This is a genomic window from Streptomyces sp. NPDC034099, assembly GCF_055575415.1.
The window spans coordinates 435493-449910 of record NZ_JBVISR010000007.1 but is presented as its reverse complement, the minus strand read 5'-3'; the positions used below and the strand labels follow the sequence as shown (position 1 = coordinate 449910).

Below are 14418 nucleotides of genomic sequence, written 5' to 3'. Positions count from 1 at the left end.
AGTTTCACCGCGACAAAAGAACCTCTGCCCACGCCTTGTGTGTGCAGCCAGCCGGCGGTCCGGGCGGACCAGGCGTCCAGCTCCCGGTAGGTCAGTGTCCGGTCACCGCATTCCACGGCCACCGCGTCCGGTGTCCGTTCCGCCTGCTCACTGAAGAGCTGGGGCAAGGACGCCCCGCGCAGGGTGCGTGTTGCTCCCTGCCAGCCGGACAGCACCCGCTCCCGCTCGGCCTCCTCCAGCACCTCCACCTCGGAAACCCGGGAATCGTCGTCGCTGTCGGCCACCCACTCCAGGACCCGTGCCAACCGGTCGGAGTGAGAGGCGAGTTCGTCCTCCCCGTACAGCTCGTGATGGCCGTCCAGTTCGACACGGATGCCGGAGCGCGAGTCGGCCGTGCCGTAAAAGTTGATCTTCAGGTCGTTCACGGGGCCGGTCGAGAGCGGATGGGTCACGGCGGGTGTGGTGCCGAACAGGGGCTCGCCGGCGAAGGCCATGATGTTGACGGTCGGGCCGAGGCGGGCCTGGCCGGCGCCGGAGAGGCCCAGCTCGTGGATGAGCTCCTCGCCGCGGAAGCGCTGGTGACGGACGACGTCGGCCAGGGACCGGGACACCTGTGCGGCCAGTTCTGTGAAGCGGATGTCCGAGGTGAGCCTCACGCGCAGGGGCAGCACGTTGACCATGGCGCTCGGTGTGGTCAGGGACGTACGCCCCGAGCGTCCTGCCAGCGGGATCGAGAACGTGAAGTCGGTGCCGCCCGTCATCCGGTGGAAGAAGGCGGCGGTGGCGGCCAGGGCCAGGGCGGGCCACTGCACCCCGGCACGGGCGGCCGCCCGGGTGAGACGTTCGGCCAGTGGGGAGGGCAGGGTGCGGACGTGGCGGCGCAGGCTGTGTGTGCTGCCGGACGCGCGGCCGGCGAGGGAGACCGGCTCGGGCAGGTCGGTGAAGACTTCACGCCAGTGGGCGCGGTCCATGGTGTGCCGTCGTGAGCCGGCGTAGGCCGCCTCGTCGGCGACGACCCGGTCCAGGGTCGCGAAGCCGGTGGGCGAGGGCTCCTCCCCGGCGAGGAGGGCGGAGTAGAGCGCGGCGACGCGGGTGGCGTACACGGACTGGCCGAAACCGTCGAGGACGGCATGGTGGTAGCCGTGGAAGTACCAGTGCAGGTCGTCGGCGAGGGTGAGGAGAGCCTGTTCGCTGACAGGGCCGCGCGTCAGGTCGAAGGGCCTGGCCATGCGCGCGTTCATCCACCGGTGCGCGGCTGCCTCCGGGTCGGAGGCAGCGCGCAGGTCGACGAACCGCAGGGGGTGCGGCTCGGCCGGCTCGACGAGCTGGTGGAGGGTCACTTCCGGGCCGCTGTCCGTGTCCCGTTCCTCCTGGGCGAAGCGCGAGCGCAGCGCCTCGGTCTCCTGGACGCCCCGCCGTACCGCTTCGGCGAGGATCTCCGCGTCCACCGGCCCGGCGATCTCGTAGTAGCCACCGCAGTTGTAGAGGGGGCTGTCCGCGTGCAGGTGCTGGGCGACCCAGATGCCGGACTGCGCGGCGGAGACGGGTCGACGGAGCAGACGGGCTTCGGACATGGCGGTGCGGTCCTCTCGATTCTGCGGGAGTGCTGGACTGCGGGGGGAGGAAGGGCCGTGACCGTCAGCCGTTGACGGCCAGTTCGTCGGCCAGCGCCTTGCTCAGCGCGTCGACGGTGGGGTTGTCCCACATGAGAGCCGGGTCCACGGAGATGTCGAAGTGGTCTTCCAGTTCGGCGATGACCGACAGGGCGTACAGCGAGTCGAGCCCGTAGTCGGAGAGCGGGACCCCGGGGTCGATCGTGTCGACCGGGCGTTCCAGGTGGGTGGCCACGCAGTCGGTGAGCCAGCGGGTGAGGCTTCCGGCGGTGGGGGTCTCGAGGTCGGACTCGGGCATGGAGCTGTCCTTTTCTTGGAAGCGGGGGCGGATCAGGGACGGTCGGGAATCCGGCGTTCGACCAGGTCGAAGGTGCGGGCGCCCTCGTAGCGGCGGATCAGGTCCGCGTACAGGCGCTGCTGGACGCCGCCCGAGGGCTGGGGTGAGCGCCGCACCGGCGTGGTGAGCACCCGGCCGGGGGCTGCCCGCGCGAGCTCGGGGTCGAGGAGGGCGGCGGCGCACGGCGCGGTGACCAGCTCGGTCAACGGCAGGGGACCGGGGGCGGGGCGAGGACCGTGCGCCGGGGCGAACAGCTCCCGCTGGGCCCCGTTCAGCAGCAGCTGGAAGATGCCGGTTTCCCCCTCTCGGACGTAGAAGCGCGACCCCATCAGGACGGACAGCCGGTCGAGGGCGCCCTGGAGGACGCGCGGGACCAGTCCGAGCACCGCCTGCTCGTGGGCGCCCTCCCGAGCGGGCAGCGCGTCCTCGCCGCGGACCGCGAGTGTGGTCAGGACGTCGCACAGCAACAGGTCGGCGTGGACTCCCGCGAGCACCTCGCGCAGATGGGGGATGTCGATGGCGGGCGCCCCGTAGAGCAGGCGGCCCCGCAGATGGCGGACAGTGACGCGGAGTGCCGAGTCGAGGGTTCCGACGCAGGCGCCGACGGCCAGAGCCGCGGCCCGCGGTCCGTTCTCGTGGAGGCCCGTGCGGACGGTGCTGCCGAGGCCGGGCGAGCGGCGGTACAGGGCACGCAGCGCGTGCAGCCACGCCTCGGGGGTGAGGTGCGCACTCGCCGTGAGGGCGTCGGGGAGCAGGTCGCCGGTCCATGGCCGGCCCGTCTCGCGCGCGGCCAGGACCGCCGCGAAGCCACGGGGGTTGGCGGTGTCGTACGGGTCGCCGAGATGCTGTTCGACGGTGTCGGCGAGATCGGTGGAGACGGTGACCGCGGTCATCGGGCCGCACCCTCCAGGGAGTCGAGGAGTGAGGGGACCGTGCCGGGCGCGGACAGCAGCACGTCCGTGAGGACGTCGAAGGCGTCGCGGTCGGCCGCCTCGACGGGTTCGCCGAGGTCGGTCAGGGCCTTCACCAGGCAGGCCCGCAGCCAGGTCTCGTCGACGCGGTCGGGCCGGCGCAGCCACAGGTGGACCGCGGCCGCCGCGGCGAAGCACAGTTCGTACTGCTCGGCGAGCCCGAAGGCGTGGCCGGGCACGGCACGCGGGGAGTAGCGGACGGTCGCCATCCGCTCGTGCAGCCCGTCCGCGGCCCGCCGGATTCCCTCCGCCAGGGTGGCGAGCCCGCGACTCGCGCCTCCGGACGCCGCCAGGTCGCGGACGCGGTCCACGGCCGACGGCAGGGCGGCGACGACGGAAGCGCCGGTCGCGGAGAGCAGGCTGAGGGCCTCGGGGCGGAAGGGACGCACCGGGGCGTGGACGTCGGTCGCCTCGGCCAGACCGGATTCGTCCCGGCGGCCCTTGCGGTAGGCGCGGGCGAGCCGGGGGAACTGGTCGATCAGGGCGTTGCGGTTGACCAGGCTGCTGCCGTCGAAGATGCCGATGATGCGGTGGTCGCGCTCCAGTTTGGCGAAGTGTCCGTGCGGGTCGGCGTCCGTGAGCCCGTAGGGGCCGAGGGTGTGCAGCAGGCGGGCGACGAGGTCGTCGACCTGGGCCGGAACGAACGCCTTGGCGACGGCGGACACGACGCTCATCTCGCCGGTGAGCGCGTGGACGGACCGTGCGGCGACCACCCCGGCGGCCTCCGCGAGCAGCAGGCCGGCCACGGCCTCGCCCAACTCCCGGCGTACGTGGGGCACCTGCGCGAGAGGTGTGCCGCGGTCGGCGGCCTCGGCGGCGAACCGGGCGGCCAGTTCCAGGGCGTGGTCTCCCGCGCCCAGGGACATGCCCATGCAACCCGTGCGGGTCACGTGCAGGGCCTTGAGGATGATCTCGAGCCCCTGGCCGGGCGCCCCGATGAGAGCGTCGTCCGGCAGCATCGCGTCGTGGAAGGCGAGCCCGCTGATGTCCGCCCCGCGGATTCCGTACGTGGGAACCTTCGGCAGCGGGGACAGGGCGCCGGGAGCGAGCCGCTCCTTGTCGACGAGGAAGAGGCTGAAGCCGCGCGGGCCGCCCTCGGGGCTGGTGCGGGCCAGCACCGTGACCAGATCGGCGCGGGTGATGTTGTTGATCAGCCACTTCTCACCGGTGAGCCGCCAGCCGCCGTCCCCGTCCACCCGCTCGGCGGTGACCTCGCCGGCCAGCAGGTCGCTGCCGTGGTGCCGTTCGGTCAGCGCGCAGGAGACGACCGCGCCCTCGCGGATCCGGCGGCCGAGGCGCGCCGCCCGCTGCGGATCACCGGCGATCCAGGTGGAGACGGCCCCGAGGTACGTCTTGCCGTGGGCCGCCGCCACCGTCAGGTCCACGCGGGACACCGCCCGCAGCAGCCGGGTCACCATGCCGAAGTCGTCCAGGGCGCCGCCGTGTTCGGCCGGCACGTAGTAGTGCGACAGGCCGAAGGCGTCGAGCGCGCGGCAGGCGTCGGTGGGGAAGGCCTCCCGCTCGTCCAGGGCGGCGAGCCGCTCGCCGGAGAAGGTCTCGCCGGGTGCGGTCAGTTCGCCGAGGAGGCGGGTCAGTTCCGTGACGGGGGCGGCCACGGGCGCGGCGGGCGTGGCCGTCATGCCGGGGCCTGCTCGCGGCTCGCGGCCGTGGGCAGCAGCGTGGGCTGGTAGTCCGCGTACGTCGGCTCCAGTGCGCCGGCCCGGAACAGCTCGCGCATCGCCGAACGCTGGATCTTGCCGCTGGTGGTGCGGCGTACACCGCCGGGCCGCAGCAGCAGCACGGCGCCGACGGGGGCACCGAACTCGCGGGCGACGGTGAGCCGCATGTCCGCCGCGAGCTCCCTCAGCCGCTCTTCGTCCTTGATGCCGCGGACCTCGTGCGTGACCACCAGGACGTCGTCCTGACCGGATCCGGCGGTCTGGGGCACGGCGAAACAGGCCCCGACCAGGTTGCCCAGCTCCGGCCGCTGGACGCGCAGTTCGTGCTCGATGTCCTGCGGGTAGAGGTTGCGGCCGCGCAGGTTGAGGACGTCCTTGATGCGGCCGGTGATGTAGAGGTCGCCCTCGTACAGGGCTCCGAGGTCTCCGGTGCGCAGGTAGCCGCTGTCGCCCTCGGCGGTGGTGGCCCGGAACTCGGCCCCGTTGGTGGCCTCACGCGCCCAGTACCCGTGCCCCACGACGGGGCCGCGCAGCCACAGCTCCCCGACGGACCCCTCGGGCAGGGTGCGCAGCGTGCCCGGGTCGACGACCAGGACCTCGGCCCCGAGCGGCGGCCCGCAGCTGACCACGTCCCGGCCGGACTCTCCCGCGGCGGGACGGAACTCGTCGCGTTCGAGGGAACCGGCGTCCACGCGCACGCTGCTCGGCGCGACACCGATCGCACCGGAGACGAAGAGGGTCGCCTCGGCCATGCCGTAGCTGGGGGCGAGCGTCTCGGGGCGCAGCCCGTACGCGGCGAACCGCCGGTGGAAGCGGTCGAGGACGGCGGACCTGACGGGTTCCGAGCCGTCGACGGCGTGCCGCCACCGCGAGAGGTCGAGACCCTCGGCCTGTGCGTCGGTGACGCGCCGGCTGCACACGTCGTACGCGAAGTCGGGCGCGGCCGAGAAGTTGATGTCGAGCCGGTCGATCATGTGCAGCCACAGGTGGGGCCGCTTGAGGAAGGTGCTGGGGCTCATCAGCACGGTGGCGGAGCCGGTCATCAGCGGCGTCGTCATCAGGCCCATCAGGCCCATGTCGTGGAAGTGGGGGATCCAGCCGCCGCCGCGCGTGGTGTCGTCCAGTCCCAGGGCGTCCGCGATGTTCTCGGCGTTGTGCAGCAGATTGCCGTGGCTGATCATCACGCCCTTGGGGTCTCCGGTGGAGCCCGAGGTGTACTGGAGCACGGCGAGGGTGGAATGACCGGTGGCCGGCATCGTCCAGTCACCGGGGCCCGGTCCGGCCTCGTCGGTGGCCAGCAGGGGGAGACCGCCGAGCCCCTCCTCGGCGCACCAGGCCTCGACGTCGGCGCGGGTCCCGGTGTCGGTCAGGATCGCCGCCGCGCCCGAGTCGTCCGCGATGCGCCGGACCCGGTGCCGCTCGTGCCGGTAGCGGCCGGGCAGCGAGGAGGGGACCGCGACGACACCGGCGTAGAGGCAGCCGAAGAACGCGACCAGGAAGTCGAGTCCGGCGGGGTACAGCAGCAGGGCACGCTCACCGGGCCCGATCGAGGACCGGTGCAGGCGCACGGCCAGACTCCGGGCCCGCCCGTCCAGCTCGGCGTAGGTCAGCCACTGCGTCCCGTCCTCCCGGAGGGGATCCGTCACAAAAGCCGCCGCCTCTTTTTCCGGCCGGTTTTCCGCATGCTTCCTCAGCATCGCGGTAACACTGGGGGCGGTGACGATTCCCGCCATATCCGTGGCCTGCCCTTCGTGGTTGCGAACGGGGGTTTTCCGCGCACCGATTCGGCACTGCCGTGACTTTCTACCGGCTGCCCCAGGGGCGGGGAAGGCGACTGACAGCAAACTGCACCCGCAGTCGGCGGTCCCTTCAGCAACAGGGACAAAACCCCCGTACCGGCTGGCAGTTCGAGGGTGACGAGGCCAGTACCGGCCAGCCGATCCCCGGCTTGGGCCCCGCCCGCGCCAGTAGAGTCGAGGCCGACCGCAATTCCAAAGAACCTTTCAGCCGCTGAGTGCGCCGCGTTTCCGGGTGTTCCTGCCCGGGACTTACGGCACTCCCCGACTCCGGGATTCCGATGAATTCCATGCCTGGCACCCCTATGTCTACCGTGCTGGTCACCGGCACCTCTTCCGACGCCCACACCTGGAATCTCGTCTACCTCCAACTCCTGTTGGAGGAATGGGGCCACGAGGTCACCAACCTCGGCCCCTGCGCACCCGACGACCTGGTCATGGGATCGGCCGTCGAGCTACGTCCGGACCTGATCGTCGTCAGCAGCGTCAACGGCCACGGCCACCAGGACGGCCTCCGGCTGGTCCAGGTCCTGCGCGCCCGCCCGGAACTCGCCGGCACCACCATCGTGATCGGCGGCAAGCTCGGGACCGACGGACTGCGCAACGTCGGCCAGGTGCGCCGGCTGCTCGCGGCGGGCTACGACAGGGTCTTCGACGACGGAGACGTGAACGCGTTCCGCGACATGCTGGCCCGGCCCCCCGCCCGAGCGGTGTCGTGACGCAGGTCCCCTTCGGCGAGTTCGTGGCCGGAGCCCGGGCCCGCGGCACGCTCGTCGTCCAGCCCCGCATGGGCTTCAGCGACCCCGGACGGATGCGCCGGGGGCTGGCCCGCACCAGGGCGGCCGACGCCGTCACGGTGGGGACGCTGACCCTGGACAGCTACACCCGGGTACGTGACCTCGAAGCCGCCCGCCGGGCCCTGGCCGAGGGGGTCACGCTCAACGGCTACCCGATCTGCACCCACCCGCCCGAAACCACCCGGGCCGTGCTCGACGGCATCCACGACGCCTCCTTCCCCGTCCAGGTCAGGCACGGTTCCCCGCGGCCCGAGCACATCGTCTCGGCGCTGCTCGGCCTCGGCCTGGACGCCACGGAGGGCGGGCCGGTCTCGTACTGCCTGCCCTACAGCCGCACCCCGCTGGCCGACGCGGTCGTCTGCTGGCGCACGGCCTGCGAGATGCTCGCCGAGCACACCGGAGACGGCAGGGTGCCGCACCTGGAGAGCTTCGGCGGCTGCATGCTCGGGCAGCTGTGCCCGCCGGCCGTTCTGGTCGCGGTGAGCGTCCTGGAGGGCCTCTTCTTCGCCCGCCACGGGCTGCGCAGCGTGTCCCTGAGCTACGCCCAGCAGACCAGCCCGCAACAGGACCTGGAAGCGGTCGCCGCCCTGCAACGGCTCGCCGGGGAACTGCTCGGGCCCACCGACTGGCACGTGGTGCTCTACGCCTACATGGGCGTGTACCCCCTCTCGCGCGGCGGCGCGCTGAACCTCCTGGAGGCGGCCGCCCGGCTCGCGGTGACCTCCGGGGCGTCCCGGCTGATCGTGAAGACGGCCGCCGAGGCGCACCGCATTCCGACCGTCGCCGACAACGTGGAGGCACTGGAGACCGCCGCGCGCGCCGCGGCCACCGCCACCGCGCCGCCCCCCGGCCCGCCCGCCGCGGACTCCGAGGTGTACGCCGAGGCCCGCACCCTGGTCCATGCCGTGCTGGACCTGCACGACGACGTGGGTACCGCCCTGCTGACCGCGTTCCGGCGAGGTCTGCTCGACATCCCCTACTGCCTGCACCCCGACAACGCCGGGCGGGCCAGGAGCTTCATCGACCACGACGGACGGCTCCGCTGGGGGGACACCGGCGCGCTGCCCCTCGGCGGGGCGGCCGTGTCCGCCGCCCGCAAGGTCACGTCCGCCGATCTGCTCACGGCACTGTCCCGTGTGCAACGGGCCTACGACTCCGGAGGAACCCCATGACCAGCACCTCGCCGCCCCCCGCACGGCTCACGGCCGCCCCGGTGCCGACCTGGCAGGGCAGCGGCCTGACGGCGCAGTTGCTGATCCTCACCGGGCGCTCGGTCAGGGCCAACTTCACCCACGTCAAGGTCGTCGTCCTCAGCATGCTCCAGCCGGTGTTCATGCTGCTGCTGCTCAGCCAGGTGTTCGGCGCCATCGTCGACCGGGGGCACCTGCCCGACGGTGTGGCCTACCTGGACTTCCTGCTGCCGGCCCTGCTGGTGACCACCGGCATCGGTCCCGCCGTCGCCTCGGGTATCGGCCTGGTGCGCGACATGGACAACGGAGCGGTGGCCCGCCTGCGTACCCTGCCGATCCACGCCCCGCTGCTGCTGTTCGCCCGCAGCTTCGCCGATCTGCTGCGCACCACCGCCCAGTTGGTGATCCTCGTGGTGGTGGCGGTGGTCTTCCTGGACGCCGACCCGGCCGGCGGACCGCTTGGGCTGCTGGCCGCGGTCCTCCTGACCTGCGTGGTCGTCTGGGCGATGACCTGGATCTTCCTCGCGCTGGGGGCGTGGCTGCGCAACCCCGAGGCCATGCAGAGCGCCGGCTACCTCGTCACGTTCCCGCTGATGTTCGCCTCCAGCGCCTTCGTCCCCAAGGAGCGGCTGCCGGACTGGCTCCAGGTACTGGCGACGGTCAACCCGCTGTCGTACGCCATGGAGGCCAACCGCGCACTCGCCCTCGACCAGCCGCTCGGCGGCCAGGTGTGGTCCGCGCTGGGCGCCGGTGTCCTGGTCGCGACCGTCGGATCGATCACCGCGGTACGGGCGTTCCTGCGTCCGCCCGCCTGAACCGTGTCCCCGCGCCCGCGGACAGGCACGGCGCACCCCTCCCGAGAGACGAAAGAGGCATCGCCCCATGCCCGGAACCGGAACAGGTCCGCTCGACCGCCTCGACGCGACCGAGGCGCCGCCCGGCGCCGCCGTCGACTGGCTCACCGCCCGCCGCCCGGAGATCAGAGCGGCGGTCGCCCGCAACGGTGCCGTACTGGTACGCGGACTGCGCCTGGACAGCCGGGCGGCCGCCGCCGCGGCCGTCGGCCGCGTCATCGGCGACCCGCTGATCGAACGCGAGGGGTTCGCGCCCCGCGACACCTACGGGCAGGGCGTCTACTCCTCCTCGCACTGGCCCGCCGACCAGCCCATGTGCATGCATCATGAACTCAGTTACGCGGCCTCCGCCCCCCGGCTGATGGCGTTCGCCTGCCTCACCCCGCCGGCCGACGGCGGCATCACCGCGACCGCCGACAGCCGCGCCGTACTGCGCGACCTGCCGGAGGACCTCGTCGCCCGCTTCGAGCGGCACGGCTGGCGGCTCACCCGCCACTACAACCCCTTCGTCGGGATCGGCTGGCAGGAGGCCTTCGGCACCGACGACCCCTCGGAGGTGGACCGCTACTGCGCCGCGCACGGCATCGAGGCGCGCTGGGACGCCGACGGCGCGCTGCACACCGTACAGACCCGCCCGGCCGTGGTGAGGCACCCGGAAACGGGAGAGCGGTGCTGGTTCAACCAGATCGCCTTCCTCAACGAGTGGACCATGGCTCCGGAGGTCCGCGAGTTCCTCACGGCGGAGTTCGGCCCCGAGGGGCTGCCCTTCAACACGTTCTGCGGCGACGGCACTCCGCTGGACCGGGCGAGCGTCGACCTGATCAACGACGTGTACGAGAAGCACACCGTCCGCGAGCCGTGGCGCCACGGCGACCTCCTCGTGATCGACAACGTCCGCACGGCGCACAGCCGCGAACCCCACCGCGGCGAACGGGAGATCGTGGTCGGCCTCGGGGAACCGTTCCAGCCGTAGCCGAACGACACGGAAGGGGCCGCACCCGGCGTCACGGGTGCGGCCCCTTCCGGGTGTCCGGGTCAGTGGAAGCTCAGGGTGCGGTACACCGTCACGTTGCCGGCCAGCTCCTGGCAGGCCTGGGCGGCGGCCGTGAGCCGGCCGTGGCAGTGCGGTGCGGAGGTGTCCAGCAGGATTCCCAGCGTGGTGCCGCTGTGCCCGACGACCACGCCCAGACCGCCCACCTCGCGGCAGATCGCGATCATCGGCTCCAGCGACCACTTGTGCCGCAGCACCTGGTTCATCCGGGCACTGGCGGTCGCCACCGCGCCGACCTCGGCCAGGTCCTGCCGGGCGACGGCACCGGTGATCCGGTCCAGGAGCCGGACGTACTCCCGCTCGTCCGCCGCCGTGAACGGCTTGGGGATGCTGTTGAAGTCCACGGTGTCCACCGCGCCGCCCTCGTCGACGCTGACCACCGCCATGGACGGCAGGGAGCCGAGCCGGGCGCGCAGCCGCACACTGCGGTGGTGGAAGGCGACCACCGACGGGTAGAGCACCCCGTCGGTCGGCTCGATCCTGGCGAGGTAGGACTCGATGCGGCGCGGCGGCATGGGCTCGTCCAAGGCGTTGGCGACCGCGCGGGCGGTCGCCACCAGGTCCGCCGAGGAACTGGCCAGACCCTTGCCCTCGGGCAGCGTGCTGTCGATCGTCAGCACACCGCCCGCGGGCCGCCCCGAGTCCGCCATGATCATCGAAGCGAGCCGCAGGGCCTTCTTCTTGTGCGGCGGCCACACCTCCAGCACGTCCGTGTGCGGTGCCACCTCGAAGCGGGCCACCGCCCACCGGGCGACGGGCAGCGTGACCAGGAAGTCACCGTCCGCCTCCGGCAGCACGCCCTGCAGAAGCTCACCGAACGTGCCGAAGGCCGAACTCACCCCGGTGGCGGCCACCCGGCGGTAGTCGGCGGGCGGCGTCCTCGTGTCGATCGTCGTCACCCTGGTCCTCCTAGTCCCGGTGCGCCGGCTTCGGGCAGCAGGCCCGCACCAGTGCGGCGGTGTCCGCCGGTCGTGTGCCGATGAAGTAGTGGCCGCCCTGGCCCAGTTCGTGCAGGGTCACCCGGTCGGAGACGGCCTTCCAGTCGCCGTGGTCCGCCGCGAACCGCGCCGTCGAGGCGTCGTCGCGGGCGACGACGACGTCCACCGGGGCGTCGATGCGGTGACTCTCGGCGTCCTCACGGATCCGGATCAGGTGGCTGTTGGCCGTCAGGACGTCGTGCCGGTAGGCCCGGCCCACGACGTCGGCGCGTTCCGGCTTGAGCTCGTCGAGCTCGACGTACGCGTTGTCCGCGCGCAGCCGGGACAGCAGGGTCTTGTTGTCCGCCTCCGACGCCTCCGCCATCTCCGCGCGCAGCGCCCCGACGTCCTCCAGCAGCAGCGCGCCCACGAAGACGCGCTCGGCGGGACGGCCCGCCTCCTGGAGCAGCCGCGCCGTCTCCAGGGCCGGGGCCGCGCCCGCGCAGTGGCCCCACAGCAGCACGGGCGTGGTGACCCTCGCGGCGATCTCGTCCCGGACCCGGCGGGCGATCTCCGGGACGTCGGCCATCGGGTCGTCGCCGCCCGCGAAGTCGTGGCCCGGCAGCTCGACCCCGAGCACGGCGATGCCGTCCCGTTCCAGCTCGGCCGCCAGGGAACGGAAGTTGACGGCGTTGCCCCCGGCGTACGGGAAGCACACCAGGGTGCGATGGGCGTCCCTGGCGTTGGCCAGCGGCTGCAGCAGGTTCTCCGCCGCGACCCGTTCACCGCCCCGCACCCGCTCGTCCAGCGCCCGCCCGAGGTCGGCCAGGACGGGGTGGGCGACCAGGTCCTTCAGGGACAGCGCCCGGTCCAGCTGCACCAGGAGACGTACGGCGGCCAGCGAGGTCCCGCCCAGCTCGAAGAAGTTGTCGTCCCGCCCGATGCGCTCCAACGGCACGCCCAGCACCTGCGCCCACAGCATGGCCAGCCGCTGTTCGGCGGGCGTGCTGGGGGCGGCGTAGGCCGCGCCGCCGTGGCCCAGGGTGCCGGCCAGCCGGATCAGGGCCTTCTTGTCGATCTTGCCGTTCTCGGTGAGCGGCAGCCGGTCCAGCCGGTGGAAGTACGTCGGGACCATGTACTCGGGCAGCAGTCCCGCGAGGAAGTCCCGGGCGCGTTCGGTGGTGGGCCCGGCGTCCGGGCCGGCACCGCCGCTGAAGAAGGCCACCAGGTTCCGCTGCCCGTCGCCCGTGCCGTCGATGACGACCGCGGCCTCCCGGACCCCTGCCAGGCCCAGCAGCTTGTTCTCGATCTCGCCGATCTCGATCCGGAAGCCCCGGATCTTCACCTGCTCGTCCCGCCTGCCCAGGTACTCGATCCGCCCCTCGGGCAGCCAGCGCCCGAAGTCACCCGTGCGGTACATCCGGGTGCCGTCGCGGAACGGGTCGGGCACGAACGCCTCGCGGGTGCGCTCCTCGTCGTTGATGTAACCGCGGCCGACACAGACCCCGGAGAACGCGATCTCCCCGGGCGAACCGAGCGGAACCAGCGCCAGATCCTGGTCGAGCACATAGGTGTTGACGTTGCGCAGCGAGCGGCCCACGGTCACGAAGTCGCGGTCCGGCACCCGGTCGAGCACCTCGTGCATGGTGTCGTCGGACACCTCGGTGGCGCCGTAGGCGTTGACCAGCTTGATCTCCGGGTACAGGGCGAACCACCGCTGGACCAGTTCGTACTTGAGGGCCTCCCCGGTGACGGACACCGTGCGCAGCGCCCCGAGCGGCCGGGGGTGCTGCTCCAGGTGGGTGAGGAGCACCTCCAGGTAGGAGGGGACGATCTGGACGACGGTGACCCCGCCCGTGACGATCTCGTCGAGGAAGCCGGCGACGTCGAGCAGGGCGTCCGTGTCGACGACGCGTACGCTGCCGCCCACCATCAGCGGAGCCGCGAACTGCCACAGGGAGATGTCGAAGCACTGCGAGGCGGTCTGGGTGACGACCTCGGCGGTCCCGTTCGTCATCTCCATGTCGTCGAGCTTCATGTGGAGGTGGTTGAGCATCCCGGCGTGCTCGCACATGGCGCCCTTGGGAGCGCCGGTGGAGCCGGAGGTGAAGTAGATGTAGGCCGCCTGGCCGGGAGCGATCGGCACCCGGGGGGCCGCGTCGGAAACACCGGAGGCCTGGATCTCCGGTACGGACAGCACGGCCGGCGCGCGGCCGGTGAGTTCACCCGCCCTCTCCGCCAGCGTCGCACTGCCGGGCTCGGTGAGCACGAACGCGCATTCGCTGCGGCTCAACTGGGCCGCCACACGGTCGGCGGGGAAGTCCGGACGCACCGGGAGGTAGACGCCGCCGGCCTTGAACACACCGAGCGCCGCGGCGATCCAGTCGAGGGTGCGGTCCATGACCACGGCGACGACGTCCTCGGTGCGCACCCCGGCGTCCAGCAGCGCGTGGGCGACCCGGTTGGCCCGCAGGTCGAGCTCGCGGTACGTCCAGCGCACCGGGCCGTGCACGGCGGCCACCGCGTCCGGAACCTCGCGCACCCGGTCCTCGAAGTGGTCCACGAAGGTCCGGTCGGTCAGGTCGACGCGTGGGCCCGCGAGGCCGTACAGGTGGGTGTCGACCTCCTCGTCCGACAACAGGCTCCGGCTGTGATGGGGCGCGGAGGTGTCCGCCGCGAGGAGTTCCAGCGCGCGCAGGTGGTAGCCCGCCAGCCGCCGGGCGTAACTCTCGTCGAGGTGCGCCCGGTCGTACACCAGGCGCAGCGACAGCCCGGCGGAGCCGGCGACGAAGGCCGCCCTCAGCACGACACCCTCACCGAGGCCGACGGCCGTGTCGCCCGGGTCCGGGCGGTCGGCGGGCGCGGCGGCCGCCGGTGCGAGGCCCGACAGGTCGAACACCACCTCGGGACGGCCCTCCGCGCGGGGTGCCGCGGCCGGCGCCGTGCTCGCGAGCGCGACGAGGTCCGCCCAGGAGGAGTCCGTGACGGTCAGGCTCAGCGGCGACTCGGCCCGGCCGGCCGCCGGAACCAGGCCGATGAGCAGATCGGGTTCGGCCACCACCGTCGCCAGGACCCGGGCGTGCGCGGCGAGCAGCACCGCCGGCAGTCCCGCACCGGTGTCGGCGGCGCGCTCCTGAAGCGCCCGGGTGAGTGGCGCGGGCAGCGCCTCCCGGTGCTCCGCCGCCCCCTGCTCGTCGCTGCCCGGCATGGTCC

At 72.7% G+C, this 14418-nt stretch carries 11 protein-coding genes; 4 read left to right on the top strand and 7 right to left on the bottom strand.

Going from position 1 to position 14418, the window contains the following annotated elements; genetic code table 11:
- The 5 genes from ACZ56V_RS22650 to ACZ56V_RS22630 form a co-directional block, all read right to left on the bottom strand.
- The coding region (locus tag ACZ56V_RS22650; protein ID WP_468944662.1) for a condensation domain-containing protein at nt 1–1574 on the bottom strand (1574 nt) is incomplete at its 3' end.
- Between the two features lie 64 nt (nt 1575–1638).
- Nucleotides 1639–1911, bottom strand: a complete 273-nt coding sequence (locus ACZ56V_RS22645) for an acyl carrier protein (RefSeq protein WP_468944660.1) — start codon at nt 1909–1911, stop codon at nt 1639–1641.
- Nucleotides 1912–1943: 32 nt separating this feature from the next.
- Nucleotides 1944–2843 carry a hypothetical protein gene (locus tag ACZ56V_RS22640; protein ID WP_398913862.1) on the bottom strand — a complete coding sequence of 300 codons (900 nt, stop codon included), beginning with the start codon at nt 2841–2843 and terminating at the stop codon, nt 1944–1946.
- Nucleotides 2840–4561 carry an acyl-CoA dehydrogenase family protein gene (locus ACZ56V_RS22635; RefSeq protein ID WP_467384607.1) on the bottom strand — a complete coding sequence of 574 codons (1722 nt, stop codon included), beginning with the start codon at nt 4559–4561 and terminating at the stop codon, nt 2840–2842. The genes ACZ56V_RS22640 and ACZ56V_RS22635 overlap by 4 nt, the downstream gene beginning before the upstream one ends.
- Nucleotides 4558–6297 carry a fatty acyl-AMP ligase gene (locus ACZ56V_RS22630; protein ID WP_467384605.1) on the bottom strand — a complete coding sequence of 580 codons (1740 nt, stop codon included), beginning with the start codon at nt 6295–6297 and terminating at the stop codon, nt 4558–4560. The genes ACZ56V_RS22635 and ACZ56V_RS22630 overlap by 4 nt, the downstream gene beginning before the upstream one ends.
- Before the next feature lie 389 nt (nt 6298–6686).
- Here ACZ56V_RS22630 and ACZ56V_RS22625 point away from each other — a divergent pair, with 389 nt between their 5' ends.
- From ACZ56V_RS22625 to ACZ56V_RS22610, 4 genes are all read left to right on the top strand, one after another.
- The gene (locus ACZ56V_RS22625; protein WP_398913856.1) at nt 6687–7115 is read left to right on the top strand and encodes a cobalamin B12-binding domain-containing protein; all 429 of its coding nucleotides are present in this window, start codon (nt 6687–6689) and stop codon (nt 7113–7115) included.
- Complete coding sequence (locus ACZ56V_RS22620; protein ID WP_398913854.1) at nt 7112–8365, top strand: methylaspartate mutase; 1254 nt, start codon at nt 7112–7114, stop codon at nt 8363–8365. The genes ACZ56V_RS22625 and ACZ56V_RS22620 overlap by 4 nt, the downstream gene beginning before the upstream one ends.
- On the top strand, nt 8362–9198 hold the full coding sequence (locus tag ACZ56V_RS22615; RefSeq protein WP_127892291.1) for an ABC transporter permease: 837 nt from the start codon (nt 8362–8364) through the stop codon (nt 9196–9198). Before ACZ56V_RS22620 ends, ACZ56V_RS22615 begins: the two co-directional genes overlap by 4 nt.
- 67 nt (nt 9199–9265) lie before the next feature.
- Nucleotides 9266–10210 carry a TauD/TfdA family dioxygenase gene (locus ACZ56V_RS22610; protein ID WP_398913850.1) on the top strand — a complete coding sequence of 315 codons (945 nt, stop codon included), beginning with the start codon at nt 9266–9268 and terminating at the stop codon, nt 10208–10210.
- A gap of 62 nt (nt 10211–10272) precedes the next feature.
- On the opposite strand, the gene ACZ56V_RS22605 is transcribed toward ACZ56V_RS22610, so the two are convergent.
- Both ACZ56V_RS22605 and ACZ56V_RS22600 read right to left on the bottom strand, forming a co-directional pair.
- Nucleotides 10273–11187, bottom strand: coding sequence for a GHMP family kinase ATP-binding protein (locus tag ACZ56V_RS22605; RefSeq protein ID WP_468944656.1), 915 nt, complete (start codon nt 11185–11187; stop codon nt 10273–10275).
- A gap of 10 nt (nt 11188–11197) precedes the next feature.
- The gene (locus tag ACZ56V_RS22600) at nt 11198–14413 is read right to left on the bottom strand and encodes a non-ribosomal peptide synthetase (protein WP_468944653.1); all 3216 of its coding nucleotides are present in this window, start codon (nt 14411–14413) and stop codon (nt 11198–11200) included.
- Nucleotides 14414–14418: the final 5 nt, after the last annotated feature.